We start from the raw sequence: 19,133 nt of genomic DNA on the forward strand, positions 1-19,133 counted from the left end.
TTACTTAGACCTACGCGGGTCATTGTACATCAGGTGATGGACATCTTTAGTTAAACAGAGCAAAGCTCAGAATGCAAAGTTAGGGGTTGGTGGTGCCTGAGGGCGGAATCTTAATCGCTGGGCTGCGATTCTGGCGAATCGCCATATAGCCCGCTGCAATGATAATCACGGAACCGACGAACATGTGAACAGTGAAGGCTTCGCCCCAGATGAGATAACCTATCAGCGCGGCAAATAGTACCGAACTGTAGGTGAAAACACCGATTTGCGATGGGGATGCCATACTAAAGGCGCGGGTCATGGTGAGTTGCCCGAGTACCGCAAACACCCCCATTAGCATCACGCCAAGCCATAACTGCCAGGATAGCCACTGCCAAGTCACGAGGACAGGTATTGCTGTCAGTACGGTGGAGAAAAATGAAAAGTAAAAGACAATTTTACTCGGGGACTCTGTGGCAGATAGTTTGCGAATCACCGTTTTTGCCCAAGCCGCCAGTCCTGCAGCCAGAAAGGCGAGCGCCATTACCGCCGGAAATCCGCCCGCAAATGGGTTCAAGAACACTAAGACACCAAGAAAGCCTAGGGCAATCGCGGCCCATAAAATCGGCCCAACCCGTTCTCTAAACCAAAACCAACTAATAATAGGAATGATAAAAGGAGCCATAAGCAGCACTAGCGTTGCTTTTGCTAACGCCACTTGGGTAATGACGTAGAAAAATAAATACATACCGCCAATGCCCGTCACGGTGCGTAGCAAATGTAATTTCAATTGGGTTGTACGAAAGGCAGTAGCACGGCGTTTGTACAACCAAGGCAAGAGTACAACGAGGGCAAAAAAATTACGGAAGAATACGAGGTGCGTAGTAGGAATATCCGCGGCTAGGTACTTCACCATAGCGCTTGTGGCGGCGAAGCAGAGTTCGGCAAAAAGCAGAAATAATGAGGCGGCGATCAACGGGTTCAGAGCCAACTCCACGGTGCCGAAGAATGATGCTTTGATTCTATCATGATCTATGACAAATGCAGCGACGATTTGATTCGTGCATAATAGAAAAAATCGAATACAACAATGGATGCATCAGGTGGCAGAACGAATGAAACCTTGGGTAATCGTTGGTGGTGGCATGGTGGGGGCTACGGCCGCGCTGACCTTGGCCGATCAGGGGTATTCAGTTGTATTACTGGAGCCAAAGCCTGAAACAGAATTCGACCCCACAAGTGCTTATGATCTCCGCATCTCAGCGATTACTGCAGATAACATAGCGCAATTAAATGCGCTTGGTGTCTGGGAGTCGGTGGTGAACCAACGGGCTCAGCGCTTTGATGAGCTAGCCGTGCGGGAACAACAAGGGCCATGGGTGGAGTTCGCCGGACGGGGCGGTGAGCCCCTCGGCTTTATGGTTGAAAACAAATTGCTCCAGCGCCTTTTGCAAGAACGTTGTAAAAAACATCCATTAGTTCACGTGAAGATTGATGGGTTTGCGCGCATTGATACGAACGAAACCGATGCGTGCGCTGTGGTCACAAGTGCGGGTGATGAAATTCCATACTCCGGTCTACTTGGCGCTGATGGGGCGCAATCGTCGGTAAGGAAGGCTTTAGGATTAGGTACCGCAGGGTCTAGCTATCGCGAGCGCTGCTTACTGGTCAATGTTGAAACTGAGAAAGCGTTACCACCTCGCACCTGGCAGATTTTCGCGGACCAAGAAGTACATGCCTTGCTGCCACTTTCAACACACCATGCGTGTTTGATTGTGTACGCAAATCATGACCAGGTGCTCGTTCATAGCGCCAACGAGCAAACACTTATGCCTTGGATGCAAACCCGTTTCGCCCACCATATTGGCAATTTTAAATTCCAAGGATTCGGCAGTTTTCCATTGCGCCACCAACAAGTTCTTACGCCCTGGTCACACCGTTTTCAGGGCGGAGTAATCGGCGATGCCGCCCATGCGGTACATCCACTGGCAGGTCAGGGGGTGAATTTAGGATTTCGCGACGTGCAAGGAATTGCGTCTGCTTTGAAACATTGTCGAGATGAGGACGCCGTTGCCGCGGTTGCTGGTGCCCTTGCAACGCGTCAGCGCGAGAACATGCTGATGGGATGCGGTCTCGACGCAATCGCCAAAGGCTTTCGATCTCAGAACCCACTTATTCAAGCTGCGCGCCGAGGATTATTTCACGGGTTGTCGATGCAACCGCAATTGCGAGCTTGGATCGGGCGTATTGCCGGCGGTCGTTTGCTCTCTCGATAAAAGCGTAACCAACGTGGTGCGCTGGTCGAAATTTAAGGATGCGGGATAGGGTTCCCAACGCGGTGCGTCGGCTAATGAATTCGGGGGAGCGTACTACTGCGTGATTTCGATTCACGAGTTGGTGCGGAGGGGGGGACTCGAACCCCCACGTCCTTTCGGACACTAGCACCTGAAGCTAGCGCGTCTACCAATTCCGCCACCACCGCAACTCGGTGAATACGAAATGACGTAATAAAAAGTGGCTGGGGTACCAGGATTCGAACCTGGGAATGGCGGGATCAAAACCCGCTGCCTTACCACTTGGCTATACCCCAGCAGAGTACTTTTTATTGCCGCTGAAGTTTGCCGATGACGGTTTGCTGCTTAGGGAGGACCTAGGCGCTGAACGTATCAACAAGAAAATGGCTGGGGTACCAGGATTCGAACCTGGGAATGGCGGGATCAAAACCCGCTGCCTTACCACTTGGCTATACCCCAACTATAGTGCACTTCTTTGATGCGATGGTGCGGAAGGAGAGACTCGAACTCTCACGCCTCGCGGCACTGGAACCTAAATCCAGCGTGTCTACCAATTCCACCACTCCCGCATTAAGCATCAAAAGCTTTGAGTATATCGATGGTGGCTACGGCGGGATTCGAACCTGCGACCCCATCATTATGAGTGATGTGCTCTAACCAACTGAGCTACGTAGCCGTTTGCCGATATACTTGTGTGCGTGTCAGCGGCGCGTATTATGCGAATCCTGACTGACTCCGTCAACACCTTTCACGAAAAAAAGCCGCTTTGAGAGAGCGATTGTACAAAAAAACACTGCGTTGGTTGTTTTTGCAACAATTTGATGGCTTTTTCTGCGAATAACTTCCACTTATTTTCACCGGTGAATGGCAGCTTATCATAAAAAGAGGGAGCCGTTGAGGCTCCCTCTTGTGAAGGCCGAATGACTGGCCTACGTCTTTATACGCGTCTTAATGAGAGTTCGCACACTCTCCGTTGAAAACGTTTATAAGCTAGACGCATCAACAAAATCTTCATCGTGGGGGTTGCCGCTCGTGTTCGAGAACGATGAAGTATCTTCTGCTTGGTTCAACAAAATTGAGCGCACATTCAAGAAGGCACTTCCGTTATTTTGTTGAGGATTTGAAGAGAGAATCAATGCTGCTGCACCGGCAACATGAGGCGATGCCATAGAGGTACCGCTCATTGTGGTCGTCCCACCACCAGTTTGGGTAGACAGGATGCTTGCGCCAGGCGCGGCAATTGCTACCGGAGCCGAGTTGTTTGAAGTCCAACCGGCGCTGCTATTCCCCCAGTTTGACCAACTTGTCCAATCATCGTTGGCATTGGTGGCACTCACTGTAATGACCGCATCGTCATAAGCGGCGGGAACTGCCCCGGCAGCGTCTGCACCGCTATTGCCGGCGGCTACCACAAATACTACACCGACATTTTTCGCGTTACACAATGCTTCATGATAGGTATCGCTACCAACAAAACCAGAGTCGGTACAGGTGCCAGTTTTTGAACCAGAGCCACCTAAGCTCATGTTCGCGACAACAGGTTGTCCATACTCGATCGCTTGTTGCGCGACCCAATCAATACCGGCAATAACGCCAGAACGGCTACCGGAACCGCTTTTGCTGAGTACTTTCACTGCATACAGCACTGAATCTGGCGCAACCCCCACAACATCAACGTCGTTATCGAGGGCTGAAGATGTACCGGCAACGTGCGTTCCGTGTCCATGATCATCATGCCATGGAGCAGGGCAGCGACCGCGGCAATTTTCTGACGCAAAGCCGCCGGCGACATTGAGGTCACGGTGATTTGGGTCAATACCTGTATCTAACACATAAACGCGGATGCCTGCGCCAGTATTACCATTGTTTTGCGAACCGATTCGATCAATACCCCATGGTACAGTTTGCGAACTCAAGGTGTTATTACCGCCAGAGTTTGGCCGATTATTCGGGTTAGCGCTATTTGCTTGCTCGGGAGCTCCCACCAAATACACAGGTTGATCGATATCCACGGAAGCGACACGCGGATGCGATTTTAAGGCGTCCATTCGATTTTCAGGAATGCGCGCTGAAAAGCCGGTAAGAGCGGTGCCAAATACATGAGAAGGGTTTAACCCCAAGCCTTGAGCAACGTTGCGTGCGGCATTTTGATTCTCAATGTGTTGGCCTGGTTGATGCTCATCTAAGCTAACGATTACATCAATAAAGCGATCGTTTGCTGAAACTGCTGAGGCTGAAAAAGCTAAACTTACTGCGAGGGTAATTGTAGATAATTTCATAAAAAGTCTCTTGTTGTTGTGAAGTTATCAAAACATCCATATCACCTGCTTTAGTGCAGTACAGCGGTCGCGTGCTCCGACGTCGACTAGAAACAATTTTGTTTAAAAATTGTTAAACATAAGAAACCATACCAAAGGTATAGTTACAATGAGGGTAATCCCCTAAATTCAGGGATTTAATGTAAAGATGGGATAGTGGGGCGCGTTATGGATAGCAAAACGCACGCAAACTGACATTTACGTGCGTTGATATTATGGATTGCAGACATGGTTTACCAAGGGAGGGTTTCACCATTGCTATGCCAAAATGTACCGGAGTTACTCTGATTAAGCTCTTCAATACGCTGGCGCAAGCGCTCAGCAGCGGTATCAGCGCTGATATCGCCACTGTTGTTAACCATATCGGTTTGGACATATCCGGGGTGTAACAGCGCCACCGCGATGCCTTGAGTTTCTAAGTCTTTCGCCAACGACACACCGGCGGCATTCAGGGCAGCCTTAGACATTCTATAGCCATAATATCCACCACTACCGTTATCAGACATAGAGCCCATCCGACTCGTAATTAGAGCAACTTTGCTGCCCTCTTTGAGATTACCCAGCAAACCGATAGTCAATCGCAGAGGGGCTAAGGAATTCACTTGAAATTGCTTAAGAATACTTTCTTCAGGTGCGTCGTAGAGGGTTTCTCGTCCTAAAATACCGGCGTTATTAATTAAGATATCCAATAATTGACCATCAAGAACCTCACGAATGCGTGTTACTGCATCAGCAGTAGTGACATCAACGCCATCGATAACGGTAATGTTCTCGTGCTCAAGGCCTTTTGAGCGTTTTCTGCACACTGCATACACTCGAGCGCCAGCATTTGCATACTGATTGGCAAGTGCTAGGCCAATACCGCGGTTTGCGCCGGTAATTAAAATCTGTGGTTGTTGCATACTCATCTCCTTCGTGTGCGTTGCTAATTGTCGTCTGCTAATCCACCATCGGTCAGTTGCTTTGGATCTAAACGAGCTTTAAGTTCATCTTCCGTTAAGTCCGTCATTTCCCGGGCCACATCAATAATAGGGCGCTTCTCTTGGTAGGCTTTCTTCGCTATCTCTGCGGCTTTGCTGTAGCCGATCACCGGATTGAGCGCTGTAACGAGTATGGGGTTTTTCGCGAGGGCTTCTTCAAGTTTGTCTTCATTTACAACAAAATCCTGAATGGCCTGATCCGCAAGCGCTTGCGCCGACGATGTCATTAATTCAATACTCTGAAGTAGGTTATAAGCGATCAATGGCAACATCACATTCAATTGAAAATTACCGCTTTGTCCCGCTACAGAAATCGTGGTGTGATTCCCAAGCACTTGTGCACAGGCCATGGCAATGGCCTCAGGGATTACCGGATTGACTTTCCCCGGCATAATGCTAGAGCCAGGTTGAAGCGCTGGCAGAGCTATTTCGCCAAGACCTGCCAGAGGGCCGCTATTCATCCAGCGCAGATCATTGGCAATCTTCATTTGTGCGGTGGCTAGAGACGTAAGGGCCCCAGAGACGCCAACAGCCACATCCTGACTCGCAATTCCAACAAACTTGTTTGGTGCGGACGTAAACGACATTTCGGTAAATTTGGTGAGGGATACGCAGAACTCCTCGGCGAATTTGGGATGGGCATTAATGCCGGTGCCAATGGCTGTGCCGCCCTGAGGTAAGCTCATTAATTGAGGTAGGAGTGCGGCAAGACGTTCACGGGCAGCACTAATTTGCTGCGCCCATGCGCGCAATTCTTGCGCTAATGTCAGGGGCATTGCATCCATTAAATGGGTGCGCCCGGTTTTTACCACATGCCCCAGTTCAGCTGCTTTAGCCTCGATGGTGCTTTCAAGGTGACGTAAGGCTGGGAATAATTTGCGATGTAGCCGCCGGGCCGCGCTCACCTGAATCGCGGTAGGAATCACATCGTTGCTGCTTTGCCCGAGGTTGACATGATCATTGGGGTGAACGTCTTTTCCGCTATACCGGGATGCGAGTGTCGCAAGCACCTCGTTAACGTTCATATTGGTACTGGTGCCCGAACCGGTTTGAAAAACATCCACGGGAAATTGGTTGTGCCAACGCCCTTCGAATACTTCCAAAGCTGCTTGCATAATGGCATCGGAACGCGCCCGGTCAATGAGCCCCAGTTTTTCATTGGCTTCTGCGGCACAGTATTTAATCAGGGCTACTGCACGGATAAAGGCAAAGGGAAGGGTGAGTTGGCTCATTTGAAAGTTATTGACTGCGCGTTGCGTTTGCGCGCCATAGAGTGCATCTTCAGGCACGTCTACCGTTCCCATACTATCCTGTTCGGTGCGAAAATTATTCGACATGACCATCATCCTTCTGCCAATGTGAGCTAACAAGTAATCAAAATTTCAATTTGCTTCGTATCCATGACTATAGCAATTCCCCTGAGCGTCAGAAAGCGGTCGGGTGAGGGAACACTCAACATGATTGGCAATCGTTAGAAAAGAAGGAGATGCTTTTGCCGCACGCAATTCGAGCCAAGTTCCGCGACCGAGTCTCTGTGGAATGTGCACAGGCCTTGGGATTTTTATATTTATTTTTTATTGGTTTTATCGCTCACGCAGCACCGGTACAGGTGGTTGATGCAGATAATAAGCCATTAGCCAACGCGTTTGTGTTTCAACTTAATACAAATACAGAGGCTGAGCACGAATCCACAGTGGCTGAAAATCAGGCCGTCGAGCATGTGATGGATCAGATTAAACGGCAATTTTCACCGCAACTTCTCGTAGTGCAGCCCGGTGATAGCGTTACATTCCCCAATAGCGACAACATGAGACATCATGTTTATTCCTTCTCAGAAGCCCGTTCATTTGAATTTCAATTATATGCAACGGGCACGGCGCCCTCGGTAGATTTTCCAGAACTTGGCTTGGTAACAGTAGGCTGCAATATTCACGACGATATGATTGGTCACATCATTGTGACACGAAATCCGCAGGTGTATTCCACAGACGCCGAGGGCAAGGTTGACATCATAAATGAGCAGGGTGATCAGCTCGAACATTGGTATATCTGGCATCCGTGGTTTGGTCCGCAAGGGTTAGGTCCTGTCGCGTTGGTAGACTTTCTTGATTCCTCAGGAAATGTGCTGATTCCGGTTACTGAACCTCCATCTGCAGAAGAAAGCGCTTTAGAACAACGCTTCCGACGGAGGCTACAGCGTGAACATTAGTTTCCAAAGCCGGCTGATCTTATTGCTCACCGGTTTTTCCGGACTGGCATTGTTGACCATCACATTAGCCATTATGTGGTCGACCCAAGTGAGTGTGCAGCAAAACTCCGAGCGCGAACTGGATGTGAGTGAACGTGTATTTAAAGAACTGCTTGAAGTACGCGAAGGGCAATTGCGCCAAGGAGCAGCGATTCTCGCTGACGACTTTGGCTTTCGCCAGGCGGTGACCAGTGCTGATGAAGACACGATTATCTCCGCGTTATTGAATCATGGTCAGCGCATTGATGCTCAACTGATGACTTTGTTTTCAGCCACTGGCGATATTATTGTGTCGAGTCACGATATTGAAGAATACCGATGGACGCGAAACCTCGATGTGCGGCGTCAAGAATCTGGGCTTTTGCGTGCAGAAGGGCAGTTGTATCAATCGGTTGTCGTACCCGTTCGCGCCCCACAAGTGGTGGCGTGGGTGTTGTTTGGTTTCCCGGTGGATACGACGTTGGCGGTTCAACTGGAGGCACTAACCAATAGTTTTGTTAGCTTTATATATCGGGAAAACGCAGGCGAACCACTTGTTATTTCATCGAAATCTCCGGAACTCCAAGAGCAACTAAAATACGAATTACAAACCTCAGAAGAAGCACTGCAAGAGTGGTCGAAGGGTGCAAACTTGTACTTGCGTTGGTTACCTATGGAAACCTTAGCCGCAAGTTCAGGAGACGCTGAGAGTAACCTTAAGGTTCTGTTAGCGGCCTCACTGGAAAACGCGCAAGCCCCCTTTAATACTTTGCGGACACAACTGTGGATTATTGCGCTTCTTACGATGGTGCTCGCTATCTTTATTGCCTTATTGCTAGGACGACATGTTGTGCAGCCAGTAAAGGCTTTAGTTGAAGTCGTGAAAGGCATTGGTCGAGGGGATTATCAGCAACATATTGAAACCACGCGTCGTGATGAAATTGGGCAACTGGCTCAAGGTTTCTCACACATGCAAACGGCCATAGCCGAGCGAGAACAGCGCATATCTTATCAGTTGCTCCACGATGATCTCACTGAACTACCTAACGCTCGCCAGTTACACGATGAGGTGCTGGCGCGTTTAGCGAAAGCCGATCGTTTTCAGTTGGCCATCCTCAACTGGCGCAACTTCCGCCAGCTCAATAGTATGTATGGGCCAACCGTGTGTGACGATCTCTTGAAAGCGTTAGCGCAGCGCCTGCGGGACTCCTGCAATGCTGATATTTTTGTTGCCCGTTTGCAAGGTGATGAATTTGTGTTGTTGTTACCAGAGCCTTCCCACGACACCGCAATGCATCAGCTAAACGTATTGCTGCAACAGCTCAATCAACCCATTCAGGTGCGCAAGGTTCAATATTCGGTGCAGCTAAACGCGGGTCTAGTGGCCGCTCCAGAGCACGGCCGCGAATTTGATGTATTGATTCGTTATGCTCAATTTGCGCTTGCCCATGGTCGCCGCAAAAAGCTCATGGTCACTGCCTATACCGATGGCCTGGACTTAGCCTATATCCGAACCTTGGCTATTTCTGCGGCATTACCTAAAGCCTTAGCACGAAACGAGTTCCACTTAGTGTATCAGCCCAAGATCGCAATCAACGCGGGGTCGTGTACCGGCGTCGAGGCGCTATTGCGCTGGCAAAGTGAAGAACTGGGCTGGATTGGCCCGGATGAATTTATTCCAGTTGCAGAGCAATCGGGCTTAATTCATGAGATTACTGCATGGGTGTGTACGCAGGCGATCGAACAAGTCGCAACGTGGCATCAACAGGGACACAAACTCAAAGTTTCTGTGAATTTCTCTGCTAATGATCTCTTGCACGATACAGTGCTTACCACCTTCGAAGAACAGCTTAAGGTCCACCACCTTGATCCGACTTATTTTGTATTGGAAGTCACTGAAGGGGCGGTTGTGGAGAATCCAGAACTGACATCGCAACGCTTGAAATCTCTGCGTGAAAAAGGCTTTGGTGTGTCTATTGACGACTATGGCACCGGGTATAGCTCGTTATTGCAGCTGCGCGATTTACAAGCAACGGAGCTCAAAATTGATCGAAGTTTTGTGATGAAGCTTGAACACAATGTCGCGGACCAAACAATCGTGCGATCGAGTATTCAAATGGCCCATCAGTTAGGTTTGCATGTTGTTGCAGAAGGTGTTGAAACCGAGCGTGCCGCTGGCCTCTTGAGCGACTGGGGTTGCGATGAGCTGCAAGGCTATTTCTACAGCAAGCCACTAGAACCTCATTACTTTATGCAGTGGTATTTACAGCATCAAGCGCAAGTAAAAGAAAACTCGTAACAAAAGCTACAGGAAGAGGGTAAGCGAATGGACGGACAAATTCAGATTGGGATGAGGCTTTGGCTAGGGGTCGTTGGCGTAGCCGCTTCGCTTCTATTACTCGCGCCTGCTGAGGCGGCTAGCGGACGATTGTTAGCGACCGGTGGGGCGACCAGTATAGAAGGTGCTGCCGGTGGAGGGCTAGTGCCATGGGCGGTGATCAGTGGCTATACAGAGGACGATCAGTTCGGTGGCACGGTGACCTTAAGTCGGGCACAGGTGGATGACTACCGCTTGGATGTGACTGCCGCTGCATTTTCCTACGGCAATCGTTTTGAATTCAGTGTGGCACAACAAATGTTTACGCTAGAAAACTTAGGTGCCGAGCTACGCCAGCAAGTGATCGGTGCAAAATATAAAGTTGCCGGTGATTTGATTTATGGGAACATTCCGCAGATTAGCGTGGGCGGCATGTATAAGCGCAATACCCGTTACGACTTACCACAAGCCGTGGGATCGGAGCGAGATAGTGACTGGGAAGCTTATGTTGCTGTGAGTCGTGCGTGGCTTGCTGGTCCTTTTGATCGCACTTGGCTCGCGAATGCAACTATACGAAGTACACGGGCGAATCAGACCGGTTTGTTGGGCTACGGTGGTGATTTAAACGATAGTCATGAACTGCAATTGGAAGCGGCATTGGGCATGTTTCTGCATAGGTCATTGGCTGTAGGTGTTGAGTATCGACAAAAACCCGACAATTTGAGTTTTGCGCGAGAGCAAGATTGGATGTCTGCGTTTGTGGCATGGTTCCCATCCAAGCATGTGGCGTTAGTTGGTGCTTACGTTGATCTTGGTGAGATCGCCGGCGCACGCAACCAAACTGGTTATTATCTGAGTTTACAGGCTTCGTTCTAAGGATTTTTTTATGACTTCACTGTTAAAACTTACTTCAACTATGCTGGTTGTGAGCGCCATGGCGATGACGTTAGTGGCGGTGAGCCCGAGTGCGCGGGCGAACTCGCTTTATCATGATTTGGGTGAGCGAGAGGGCATTGAGATTCTCATGGAAGACTTACTTTTGTATGTGGCCGAAGATAAGCGCATTAATCACCATTTTGTCGATATTGATATTCTGCGCTTGCACGAAAAGTTGAGTGAGCAAATTTGCGAATTGGCGGGTGGACCTTGTGTCTATACAGGGGATGATATGGTGACCTCGCATACAGGGATGGACCTTACTAATACGGATTTTAATGCCCTTGTAGAGGCGTTACAAAAAGCGATGGATGATCGAAATATATCGGTTGGTGCGCAAAACCGTCTGTTAGCACTGCTCGCGCCTATGCATGGCGATATTGTTGGTCGCTAAACAGTGATAGCAAGGCATTAAAAAAGCGCGGATGCGTGCGGCATCCGCGCTTTTTTTATGTTCAACGTGAGCGTTTAAAGCATTACACGTTAAAGCGGAAATGAATCACATCACCATCTTTTACGATGTACTCTTTCCCTTCCAAACGCCATTTACCGGCATCCTTTGCACCTTGCTCGCCATTGAACGACACAAAATCGTTATAACCAATGACTTCTGCACGGATAAAGCCTTTTTCGAAATCAGTATGAATGCGACCTGCGGCCTGCGGGGCTGTAGAGTTCTTTTTCACTGTCCACGCGCGCACTTCTTTCGGGCCTGCGGTGAAATAGGTGTGCAGATTTAAAAGCTCGTAACCGGCACGAATCACGCGATTTAAGCCTGGCTCTTCTAAGCCCATGGTCTCAAGAAACTCAGCTTTATCTTCGTCGTCGAGTTCGCCGATTTCTGACTCAATAGCAGCACAAACGGGCACCACAATTGCGTTCTCGTTCTGCGCGAGGTCGATTACCGCCTGCAAATGTGGGTTATTCTCAAAACCATCTTCGCTAACGTTACAGATATACATGGTTGGCTTGAGGGTAAGCAAGTTGAATGAACGAATCACTTTGCGCTCATCGTCGCTTAACTCAACACTGCGCGCCATAGCACCTTCAGAGAGCGCCGGCAGCAGTTTTTCGAGAACCGTCATCTCTTCTTTGGCATGTTTATCCCCGCCCTTAGCTTTTTTGCTCAAGCGGTAAATTGCTTTTTCAACGCTATCGAGATCGGCGAGTGCCAATTCAGTATTAATAGTATCAATATCGTCTAGGGGGTTAACACGGCCGGTTACGTGAATGATGTTTTCATCTTCAAAGCAACGAACCACGTGACCAATCGCGTCAGTTTCACGAATGTTGGCCAAAAACTGGTTACCTAAACCTTCGCCTTTCGACGCGCCTTTCACCAAACCTGCGATATCCACAAATTCCATGGTGGTAGGGAGCACCCGTTGTGGATTGACGATTTTCGCCAAAACATCCAAACGCGTGTCTGGAACCGCTACCACACCTGTATTTGGCTCGATGGTACAGAACGGAAAGTTTGCTGCATCAATACCTGCCTTGGTCAGTGCATTGAACAGAGTTGATTTACCTACGTTGGGCAAGCCAACGATTCCGCATTTAAATCCCATGATTGGTATCCACGTTATCTGGTTCTAGAGTTCGGGTTTAATTGAATGTAAGTATTGCTTTGCTGCCGTCCAGCCATCTCTCATGGCGAGTTCAACGGCGCGCAATGATGCATTGATCGCATCATCCATTAAATGTTGATCGTGGCTGGGCGCTTTTCCAAGCACGTAGCCGGTTACTTGCGAGCTGTGGCCTGGATGGCCAATGCCAATGCGCAAGCGATGAAAATTAGTTTGGTTGCCCAAACTCCGGGTAATGTCTTTTAACCCGTTGTGACCACCATGGCCACCGCCTTGTTTAAACTTGGCAATCCCAGGCGGTAAATCTAACTCGTCGTGTACCACTAAAATTTGCTCAGGCTCTATTTTGAAAAAATTTGCCATGGTTCCCACCGACTGACCACTGCGATTCATAAATGTCATCGGCAGCAATAAACGGGTTTCAGCAAAAGGGGGCGTAAGGCGAGCGGTCTGACCAAAATATTTGGCATCGGGTGTGAGTTGTACGTTGTATTGTTGAGCAAGGGCCTCAACAAACCAGAACCCGGCATTGTGCCGGGTTGCTGTATATTCGGGGCCTGGATTTCCCAGGCCCACAATAAGACGAATGTCTGCTGACATCAGAGTAGCCTATTGATTACTCTTTATCGTCTTCGTCGTCACCAGCTACTTCAGGAGCTTCTGGAGCTTCTGGTGCGTCGTCTTCAACTTTCTCTGCCTTCGGCTTGCTCACGGTTACCAATACTGGATCGTGGTCTTCACCGCGTGTTAGTTCAACGAAAGTAACACCTTTAGGTGCAGTGATCTGGCTCAGGTGAATATTGTCACCAATTTCTAGAGCAGACACATCAATCTCGATGTACTCAGGCAGATCTTTTGGTAAACATGCGATTTCGATATCGTTCATTTGGTGAACAACTACGCCGCCAGCTTTCTTCACAGCATCTTCGCCGATGAAGTGGATTGGCAGGTTCGTGTGTAGTTCTTCTTTCGCGCTTACACGTTGGAAGTCTAAGTGAGTGATCTTAGGCTTGAACGGGTGACGCTGAACGTCTTTCAAAATGGCTTGCTGCTTCTTGCCACCGATGTGCAGCGTCAGAATGTGGCTGTAAAAGCCTTCGTGATCTGCAGCGTTGATGATTTTGTCATGGTTTAAGGTTAATGACACCGCATCTTCGCTTCCACCGTATAAAATGGCAGGAACGTGACCTTCACGACGCAGGCGGCGGCTCGCACCTTTACCCAGATCGTTCCGGATTTCAGCTTTGAATTCGTATACTGGTTGACTCATTTGGTAAATCTCCAAAGATAAATGGACCGTTTCCCGCGACCAAGAAACGGCGCTAAACCCTGATTTCAGGGGCCGCGCATTCTACCACCACTGAGTAGAATGCGCAACGAAGATATCAGAGATTCAGTTAACCCCAGGCTCCCAGAATTAACCCCATCAGGGTAAGAGAGACCGTCCAAAAACCGCCGGTAATGAGCACATACTTCCAGCCCCTCTGTTCATACAGGCTGTTCACCGCGATGGCGAAGAAAATCCAGCCAAATCCAGAGAGGAATCCGTAGAAGGCACCTTGTGCCGCACCTATAGTAGGTTGATTCAGAAACATGCCTAAGAAACTGGCAATCGCGAGGTTAAATACAAAGGCTAATCCAAATATTTTCGTCATGTTGCCTTTCTCGAGCTGTTCTTCGGAAAAACCCAGTTCACGCATCCACAGTTTTCCGAAAAGTACTGAGAACCATAGGCCGCCAAGCATAAAGTTGGACGCCGCCGCCAAAAGTACTGCCCACCAAGTTGGAAATTCCATGATGATTGACCTTCTTATTGTTGTTGTGATGTTGTGTTTTAAAGGCTCGCAACGAGCCCACATATTATGGATGTAACGGTCAGAAATTCCAGAAATTAGCTAGGGGCCTTGCATTTTCATCGCGGATTCCGTGAAAGCTTTCTATAGTAATTAACATCATTCAGCCCTATGCAGTGCCAAGGAGCGCATATGATCTTAGTGGACAAGATCCGGTTTTTTGCTAATCGATTAAAAGAAAGACTTTGGGTAAAGCCTTTTATTACCTGCGTGGTGTCGTTGTTCGCTGTGTCTTTGGCAAAGTTTACTGAACTCAGTGGCGTTGAGTGGCGCATACCCTATATCACCACCGATGCCATAGAGGCGCTGCTGCAAATTATGGGATCGAGTATGTTAGTTATCGCTACCTTTGCGGTGGCATCGATGGTATCGGCTTACGCCTCTGCGAGCAGTTCGGCAACACCCCGATCATTTAGGCTGATTGTTTCTGATGATTTATCTCAGAATGCGCTTTCTACCTTCATTGGAGCATTTATTTTCAGCATAGTGGCGCTAACCTCGGCGAAAAGTGACTTTTTTCAAGCCACTGGAATGTCCGTGTTGTTTCTAATGACGGTGATTGTTTTTGCCATTGTTGTTATGACCTTCGTGCGCTGGGTCGACCAAATTGCACGCTTGGGCCGACTTGATGCGTCTATAGAGAAAGTAGAGCACGCGACACAGGCAGCGATCCGTGAATGGCGAAAAGCCCCTAATCGCTGTGCCCAGCAGGCGAAAGATGAAAAACCCGCTGGTAAACCTGTGTATGCGCAGGATATTGGCTATGTTCAGCATATTGATGTGCATGCAATGCAAGAGTGGGCCGTCGCTAATAAGAAAAAAGTAACGATCGCGGCGTTACCAGGCGCATTTACCGCGCCTGGTCGGCCCATTGCCTTTATACAGGTGGATGCTCAAGATAAAACAGATAGCGATGATATCGACGAAAAGAAGTTAATCAACGCGTTTGTAATTGGACGCGACCGGGTTTTCGATGAAGACCCTCGATTTGGGTTTGTCGTGCTCTCAGAAATTGCCGACCGCGCACTCTCTCCCGGAGTCAATGACCCGGGCTCCGCGATAGCGGTGTTGGGGTGCATGGTGCGTTTATTTGCGCTCTGGTCTCAGCCTATCGAAGCGACACCAGCAGTGAAATATGATCGCGTATATATACCGCAATTATCGCTGTACGACATGGTGGATGACGCATTTACCGCAGTATCGAGGGATGGCGCCGGAATTCTAGAAGTTATGTTGCGCTTACAAAAAGCGTTAGAATCCCTTACTCTGCTCGACAATTCAGACATGCGGGATGCGGCGATAGCGCAATCACGGCTTTCTCTTGCACGTGCGGAACTCAAGTTAGATTTACCAGAGGAAGTCGCGTTAGTTAGAAAAGCTGCGGCATTCTCGCGACAACCTTAATAACCTTGGCCAAATAATGATTAGGAAAAAAAAGATGCCAAAGCTAGTTCGTAATATTTTCGCGATTCTTGTGGGTGTCGTGCTCGGCGCTTTTGTGAACTCCCTGATTATTGCGTTTGGCCCCGGGCTGATTCCGCCGCCTGACGGCGTGGATATGAGCACGGCCGAAGGGTTGCGTGATGCCATGCCATTGCTGCAGCCTCAACACTTTGTTATGCCGTTTTTGGCTCATGCATTAGGTACCTTTGTGGGGGTGGTGATGGCATATTTAATTGCCGCCAGCGCGAGAACTAAGATCGGCTATGGAATTGGTGTGTTCTTCTTGCTCGGAGGAATTGCCGCTAGTGTGATGATTCCTGCGCCTGCCTGGTTTATTACGGTTGACCTGATCGTTGCGTACCTACCCATGGCGTGGTTGGGTATTTTTGTAGGGCGACGGATTATTGACGGGCTCGATAACGTGCGTAACGCGTCGGCTTAAATGCGGAAGTGAACATGCCCCTAAAGCCAATTCATGTGCGTTGCCCCAAATGCGGGGAATTCGCGCAGTTTGCAGCGCTAAGGTAGGGATAAGAGTAATAATGCGAGGAGGATGCCAGCCAGTAATACCGGAATCGACCATATGTGAAACTCTTTCCAAAGGCCGGGTTGGCGCGCAAGGCGAAGCGCAATTAAGTTAGCTAAGGAGCCAATTGCTAGACCAAAACCTCCCACGCTGACACCCCATGCTAGTAATTTCCACTGTTCTGTAAAGGCATATAAGAAAATGGCTGCAGGCACATTCGACATCACCTGAGACGTTAACACGCCTGCGGTAAAGGCTTCACCGGGTAATCCGAGTACCTGCATGGCTAATTCGCGCATCACCGGCAGATTCGCCAACAAATTCAGGTCGATAAACATCAGAACAAAGACCAGCAGTAAGAGCCAATCTACACCGAGTAATATTTGCCGCTGAAACACCAAATAAAGGCCCAAAATAGCTAAAGCAGCAGGGGCTGCATAGCCGAATTCAGCGAACATGAGGAAAGGGAGATACAACAGTAGGGAGCACCAAAATAGCCGTCGATGGAGCGTGATTTCGAGTGGCACCGTTGAAACAGTGATAGGTTTTTTCGGGAATGCGAGTGGCGTAATGGCGAGTAACAATAACGTTAATGCAACGGCCAAAGGCGTCATCGCCAGAGTGAATTCAATAAAGCTTGCCCCCGATGCTTGCCACAGAAATAGGTTTTGAGGATTGCCGATTGGGCTCAGCGTTGACCCTGCGTTTACAGCCAGAGCTTCAAAGATAATCAAACGGCCAATGGGGATGTCTGCGACTCGACGTAAACTCAATGTAAGGGGAACCACAATAAAGAGCGCTACGTCGTTAGTGATCACAGCAGAAAGTGCCGCAGAAAATAGAATCAAACTCATGGCGAGTCGCCGTTCACCGGGGATATGAGTTAACAGCCATTTACCCGCACGTGCCAGATAGCCACTCACTTCCAGTCCACGACTCAGTATCATTAAGCCGGCCAATGCGCCCACTGTTTTCCAATCGACCAGTTGGTGCAATGCCCAGGGTGACTCAGGCGAGAGCCAAAGCAGTGGGATCAGTGCAATCAATAGCACCAGTAAAAGAATATCTTCACTCAGGCGGGATAGCGCGTAACGAAATAGCGTCATAGCATGATCTCAGGCTGCCTTTTGAAGTGCGGTGGGATTACGGGCGCAATAGCCATTGGAGCTGGATTTCTGTTTGTACTTCGCCATCGCTGACATACACGATGCCGTCGCTAATCATTAAGCCCCAATGCATATTACGACTGATAGAATCCGCTAAAACTGCGTGTTCTGCCTCAGGAATCGCGAGAATGGATACATTTTTCAAGTGGCTGACTTTAGGAAGGGTTTTTTCCGCCCAGATTCGGGTGTTGCCGTAGGCCAAAAGTGACATCTGGGGGGCGCGGCGACTGGCTTTCACGATGCGCTCGTGATCAGGTTGACCTACATCTATCCAGTGCTCAATTTCACCGGATAGACTCATTTGCCACAGCGCGGCTTCGTCGGTGTCGGATAAGCCGCGTCCAAATGCTAAATGCTCGTGATAAAAGAGCCCGTAGGCAAGAATACGCGCCACTAAACGAAGTGGTGTTTCGGAAGGATGACGCGCTACGGTGACTTTGACACTCTCGTACACGCCCCGATCTACGTCGGAAATATCTAAACTTACTTTATAAGGGGTTGCTTGCAGAGCCATATAACTACCTTGTGGCGGATCGGCGACGTTTTGCTTTGTACATTTGTGTGTCGGCGTGACTTAATAATGTATCGGCATCCTGGCCATCCTGAGGATATTCGGCGACGCCAATGCTGCATGACGGCATGATAAGTCCATTAAACTCCGAGGCGAGTGGTTCAGCGATTTTCTCTCGAATTTGAGACATCATATGTTTTAATGCGTCGTCAGATTGAATATCAGTAAGCAGCACAATGAACTCATCGCCCCCCATGCGTGCAACTGTATCAGTGTTACGTAAACACCGTTCTAAGCGCCTTGCTACCGCGCACAGCACGCGATCGCCCATGGCATGACCGTGTAAATCATTAATACCTTTAAAATCATTAATATCTATAAATAATAACGCTAAACTCGACTTGTGACGGCGTGCGGCATGAAGCGCAAGTTCCAGTCGATCGTTAAACAATGAACGATTCGTTAGGCCTGTAAGGGGATCATGATGGGCTAAGAACCTCAGCTCTGCCTCTGCTTGTTGAAGCGCAGTAACGTCGCGTGCTACCCCAATGCGAACACCTTCTTCTTCGTACCAACGTGCAGACCAGAGAATGTATACAACATCACCGTCTTTACGAACATAACGATTACGGAAATTGATGTGTGATTGACCGCTCATTACCCGTCGAATTGAATCGTGAGTAGAAGGTAAGTCTTCCGGATGCATGTAGTTGGTAATAGGAGTGCCAATAAGCTCTTCGGCAGTGTAACCAAGTAAGTTTTCGCAAGCATTACTCACAAATACAATGTGATTGTCGCTGTCTACCACAAATATGGTGTCGAGCATTAAATGGATAAGCTTAGGGTAGAGCTTTTGCAGGTCGATGGGCATAGGCCTAAGTGTTCCATTGCTGAGAATTCGCATTCAGCCCATTGGTAATGGAGGCGATGGTGCCGCCTCCGTAGGTTCAGCGGGTTATACGCTTTTAATAAACCAGTGTAGCCTTGCATAGGGGGT

At 49.0% G+C, this 19,133-nt stretch carries 18 protein-coding genes and 5 tRNA genes; 7 read left to right on the forward strand and 16 right to left on the reverse strand.

What is annotated here, in order from left to right:
- Nucleotides 1-79: 79 nt before the first annotated feature.
- Nucleotides 80-976, reverse strand: coding sequence for a DMT family transporter (locus tag FM042_RS00715; RefSeq protein ID WP_408608834.1), 897 nt, complete (start codon nucleotides 974-976; stop codon nucleotides 80-82).
- A 106-nt stretch (nucleotides 977-1,082) separates the two neighbouring features.
- Here FM042_RS00715 and FM042_RS00720 point away from each other — a divergent pair, with 106 nt between their 5' ends.
- The gene (locus tag FM042_RS00720; protein WP_185960654.1) at nucleotides 1,083-2,255 is read left to right on the forward strand and encodes an FAD-dependent oxidoreductase; all 1,173 of its coding nucleotides are present in this window, start codon (nucleotides 1,083-1,085) and stop codon (nucleotides 2,253-2,255) included.
- Nucleotides 2,256-2,374: 119 nt separating this feature from the next.
- Here FM042_RS00720 and FM042_RS00725 read toward each other — a convergent pair.
- From FM042_RS00725 to FM042_RS00760, 8 genes are all read right to left on the reverse strand, one after another.
- Nucleotides 2,375-2,461, reverse strand: a tRNA-Leu gene (locus FM042_RS00725).
- Nucleotides 2,462-2,494: 33 nt separating this feature from the next.
- A tRNA-Gln gene (locus FM042_RS00730) sits at nucleotides 2,495-2,569 on the reverse strand.
- Nucleotides 2,570-2,657: 88 nt separating this feature from the next.
- A tRNA-Gln gene (locus FM042_RS00735) sits at nucleotides 2,658-2,732 on the reverse strand.
- 25 nt (nucleotides 2,733-2,757) lie between these two features.
- Nucleotides 2,758-2,842, reverse strand: a tRNA-Leu gene (locus tag FM042_RS00740).
- 30 nt (nucleotides 2,843-2,872) lie between these two features.
- Nucleotides 2,873-2,949, reverse strand: a tRNA-Met gene (locus FM042_RS00745).
- A gap of 307 nt (nucleotides 2,950-3,256) precedes the next feature.
- A complete protein-coding gene (locus FM042_RS00750; RefSeq protein WP_143233850.1) occupies nucleotides 3,257-4,552 on the reverse strand; it encodes a S8 family serine peptidase in 1,296 nt (431 codons plus the stop codon).
- 272 nt (nucleotides 4,553-4,824) lie between these two features.
- The gene (locus tag FM042_RS00755) at nucleotides 4,825-5,493 is read right to left on the reverse strand and encodes an SDR family oxidoreductase (protein WP_143233851.1); all 669 of its coding nucleotides are present in this window, start codon (nucleotides 5,491-5,493) and stop codon (nucleotides 4,825-4,827) included.
- 23 nt (nucleotides 5,494-5,516) lie between these two features.
- The gene (locus FM042_RS00760; RefSeq protein ID WP_143233852.1) at nucleotides 5,517-6,908 is read right to left on the reverse strand and encodes a class II fumarate hydratase; all 1,392 of its coding nucleotides are present in this window, start codon (nucleotides 6,906-6,908) and stop codon (nucleotides 5,517-5,519) included.
- Nucleotides 6,909-7,063: 155 nt separating this feature from the next.
- On the opposite strand from FM042_RS00760, the gene FM042_RS00765 reads away from it, so the two are divergent.
- Genes FM042_RS00765 through FM042_RS00780 form a run of 4 tightly spaced genes read left to right on the forward strand, consistent with a single transcriptional unit; the run spans nucleotide 7,064 to nucleotide 11,445 of the window.
- On the forward strand, nucleotides 7,064-7,780 hold the full coding sequence (locus FM042_RS00765; protein WP_143233853.1) for a cupredoxin domain-containing protein: 717 nt from the start codon (nucleotides 7,064-7,066) through the stop codon (nucleotides 7,778-7,780).
- Nucleotides 7,770-10,097 (forward strand): putative bifunctional diguanylate cyclase/phosphodiesterase, encoded by a 2,328-nt coding sequence (locus tag FM042_RS00770; protein ID WP_143233854.1) that lies wholly within the window; start codon nucleotides 7,770-7,772, stop codon nucleotides 10,095-10,097. The genes FM042_RS00765 and FM042_RS00770 overlap by 11 nt, the downstream gene beginning before the upstream one ends.
- Before the next feature lie 27 nt (nucleotides 10,098-10,124).
- Nucleotides 10,125-10,991: a DUF3034 family protein gene (locus FM042_RS00775; protein WP_232366313.1), complete on the forward strand. Its 867-nt coding sequence runs from the start codon at nucleotides 10,125-10,127 to the stop codon at nucleotides 10,989-10,991.
- A 10-nt stretch (nucleotides 10,992-11,001) separates the two neighbouring features.
- Nucleotides 11,002-11,445 carry a group I truncated hemoglobin gene (locus tag FM042_RS00780; protein ID WP_143233855.1) on the forward strand — a complete coding sequence of 148 codons (444 nt, stop codon included), beginning with the start codon at nucleotides 11,002-11,004 and terminating at the stop codon, nucleotides 11,443-11,445.
- Nucleotides 11,446-11,527: 82 nt separating this feature from the next.
- On the opposite strand, the gene ychF is transcribed toward FM042_RS00780, so the two are convergent.
- The 4 genes from ychF to FM042_RS00795 all read right to left on the reverse strand — a co-directional run bounded on the left by ychF (nucleotide 11,528) and on the right by FM042_RS00795 (nucleotide 14,433).
- The gene (ychF, locus tag FM042_RS11820; RefSeq protein ID WP_185960655.1) at nucleotides 11,528-12,619 is read right to left on the reverse strand and encodes a redox-regulated ATPase YchF; all 1,092 of its coding nucleotides are present in this window, start codon (nucleotides 12,617-12,619) and stop codon (nucleotides 11,528-11,530) included.
- A gap of 24 nt (nucleotides 12,620-12,643) precedes the next feature.
- Nucleotides 12,644-13,237, reverse strand: coding sequence for an aminoacyl-tRNA hydrolase (gene pth, locus FM042_RS11825; RefSeq protein WP_185960656.1), 594 nt, complete (start codon nucleotides 13,235-13,237; stop codon nucleotides 12,644-12,646).
- A 16-nt stretch (nucleotides 13,238-13,253) separates the two neighbouring features.
- Nucleotides 13,254-13,907: a 50S ribosomal protein L25/general stress protein Ctc gene (locus FM042_RS00790; protein ID WP_143233856.1), complete on the reverse strand. Its 654-nt coding sequence runs from the start codon at nucleotides 13,905-13,907 to the stop codon at nucleotides 13,254-13,256.
- A 127-nt stretch (nucleotides 13,908-14,034) separates the two neighbouring features.
- A complete protein-coding gene (locus tag FM042_RS00795) occupies nucleotides 14,035-14,433 on the reverse strand; it encodes a DUF1761 domain-containing protein (protein WP_143233857.1) in 399 nt (132 codons plus the stop codon).
- 189 nt (nucleotides 14,434-14,622) lie between these two features.
- On the opposite strand from FM042_RS00795, the gene FM042_RS00800 reads away from it, so the two are divergent.
- Both FM042_RS00800 and FM042_RS00805 read left to right on the forward strand, forming a co-directional pair.
- Complete coding sequence (locus FM042_RS00800) at nucleotides 14,623-15,894, forward strand: DUF2254 domain-containing protein (RefSeq protein WP_143233858.1); 1,272 nt, start codon at nucleotides 14,623-14,625, stop codon at nucleotides 15,892-15,894.
- A gap of 34 nt (nucleotides 15,895-15,928) precedes the next feature.
- Entirely contained in the window at nucleotides 15,929-16,375 is a 447-nt protein-coding gene (locus tag FM042_RS00805) for a hypothetical protein (protein ID WP_143233859.1), read from the forward strand.
- A 77-nt stretch (nucleotides 16,376-16,452) separates the two neighbouring features.
- Here the strand turns inward: FM042_RS00805 and FM042_RS00810 are convergent, their stop codons facing one another.
- The 3 genes from FM042_RS00810 to FM042_RS00820 are packed head-to-tail and all read right to left on the reverse strand — an operon-like array spanning nucleotide 16,453 to nucleotide 19,007.
- Entirely contained in the window at nucleotides 16,453-17,565 is a 1,113-nt protein-coding gene (locus FM042_RS00810) for an SLC13 family permease (protein WP_143233860.1), read from the reverse strand.
- Nucleotides 17,566-17,602: 37 nt separating this feature from the next.
- Nucleotides 17,603-18,139, reverse strand: a complete 537-nt coding sequence (locus tag FM042_RS00815) for a YaeQ family protein (RefSeq protein WP_143233861.1) — start codon at nucleotides 18,137-18,139, stop codon at nucleotides 17,603-17,605.
- A gap of 4 nt (nucleotides 18,140-18,143) precedes the next feature.
- Complete coding sequence (locus FM042_RS00820) at nucleotides 18,144-19,007, reverse strand: diguanylate cyclase domain-containing protein (protein WP_143233862.1); 864 nt, start codon at nucleotides 19,005-19,007, stop codon at nucleotides 18,144-18,146.
- Between the last annotated feature and the right edge of the window lie 126 nt (nucleotides 19,008-19,133).

Source organism: Aliidiomarina halalkaliphila (assembly GCF_007096385.1).
In the GTDB taxonomy this organism is placed as follows: domain Bacteria; phylum Pseudomonadota; class Gammaproteobacteria; order Enterobacterales; family Alteromonadaceae; genus Aliidiomarina; species Aliidiomarina halalkaliphila.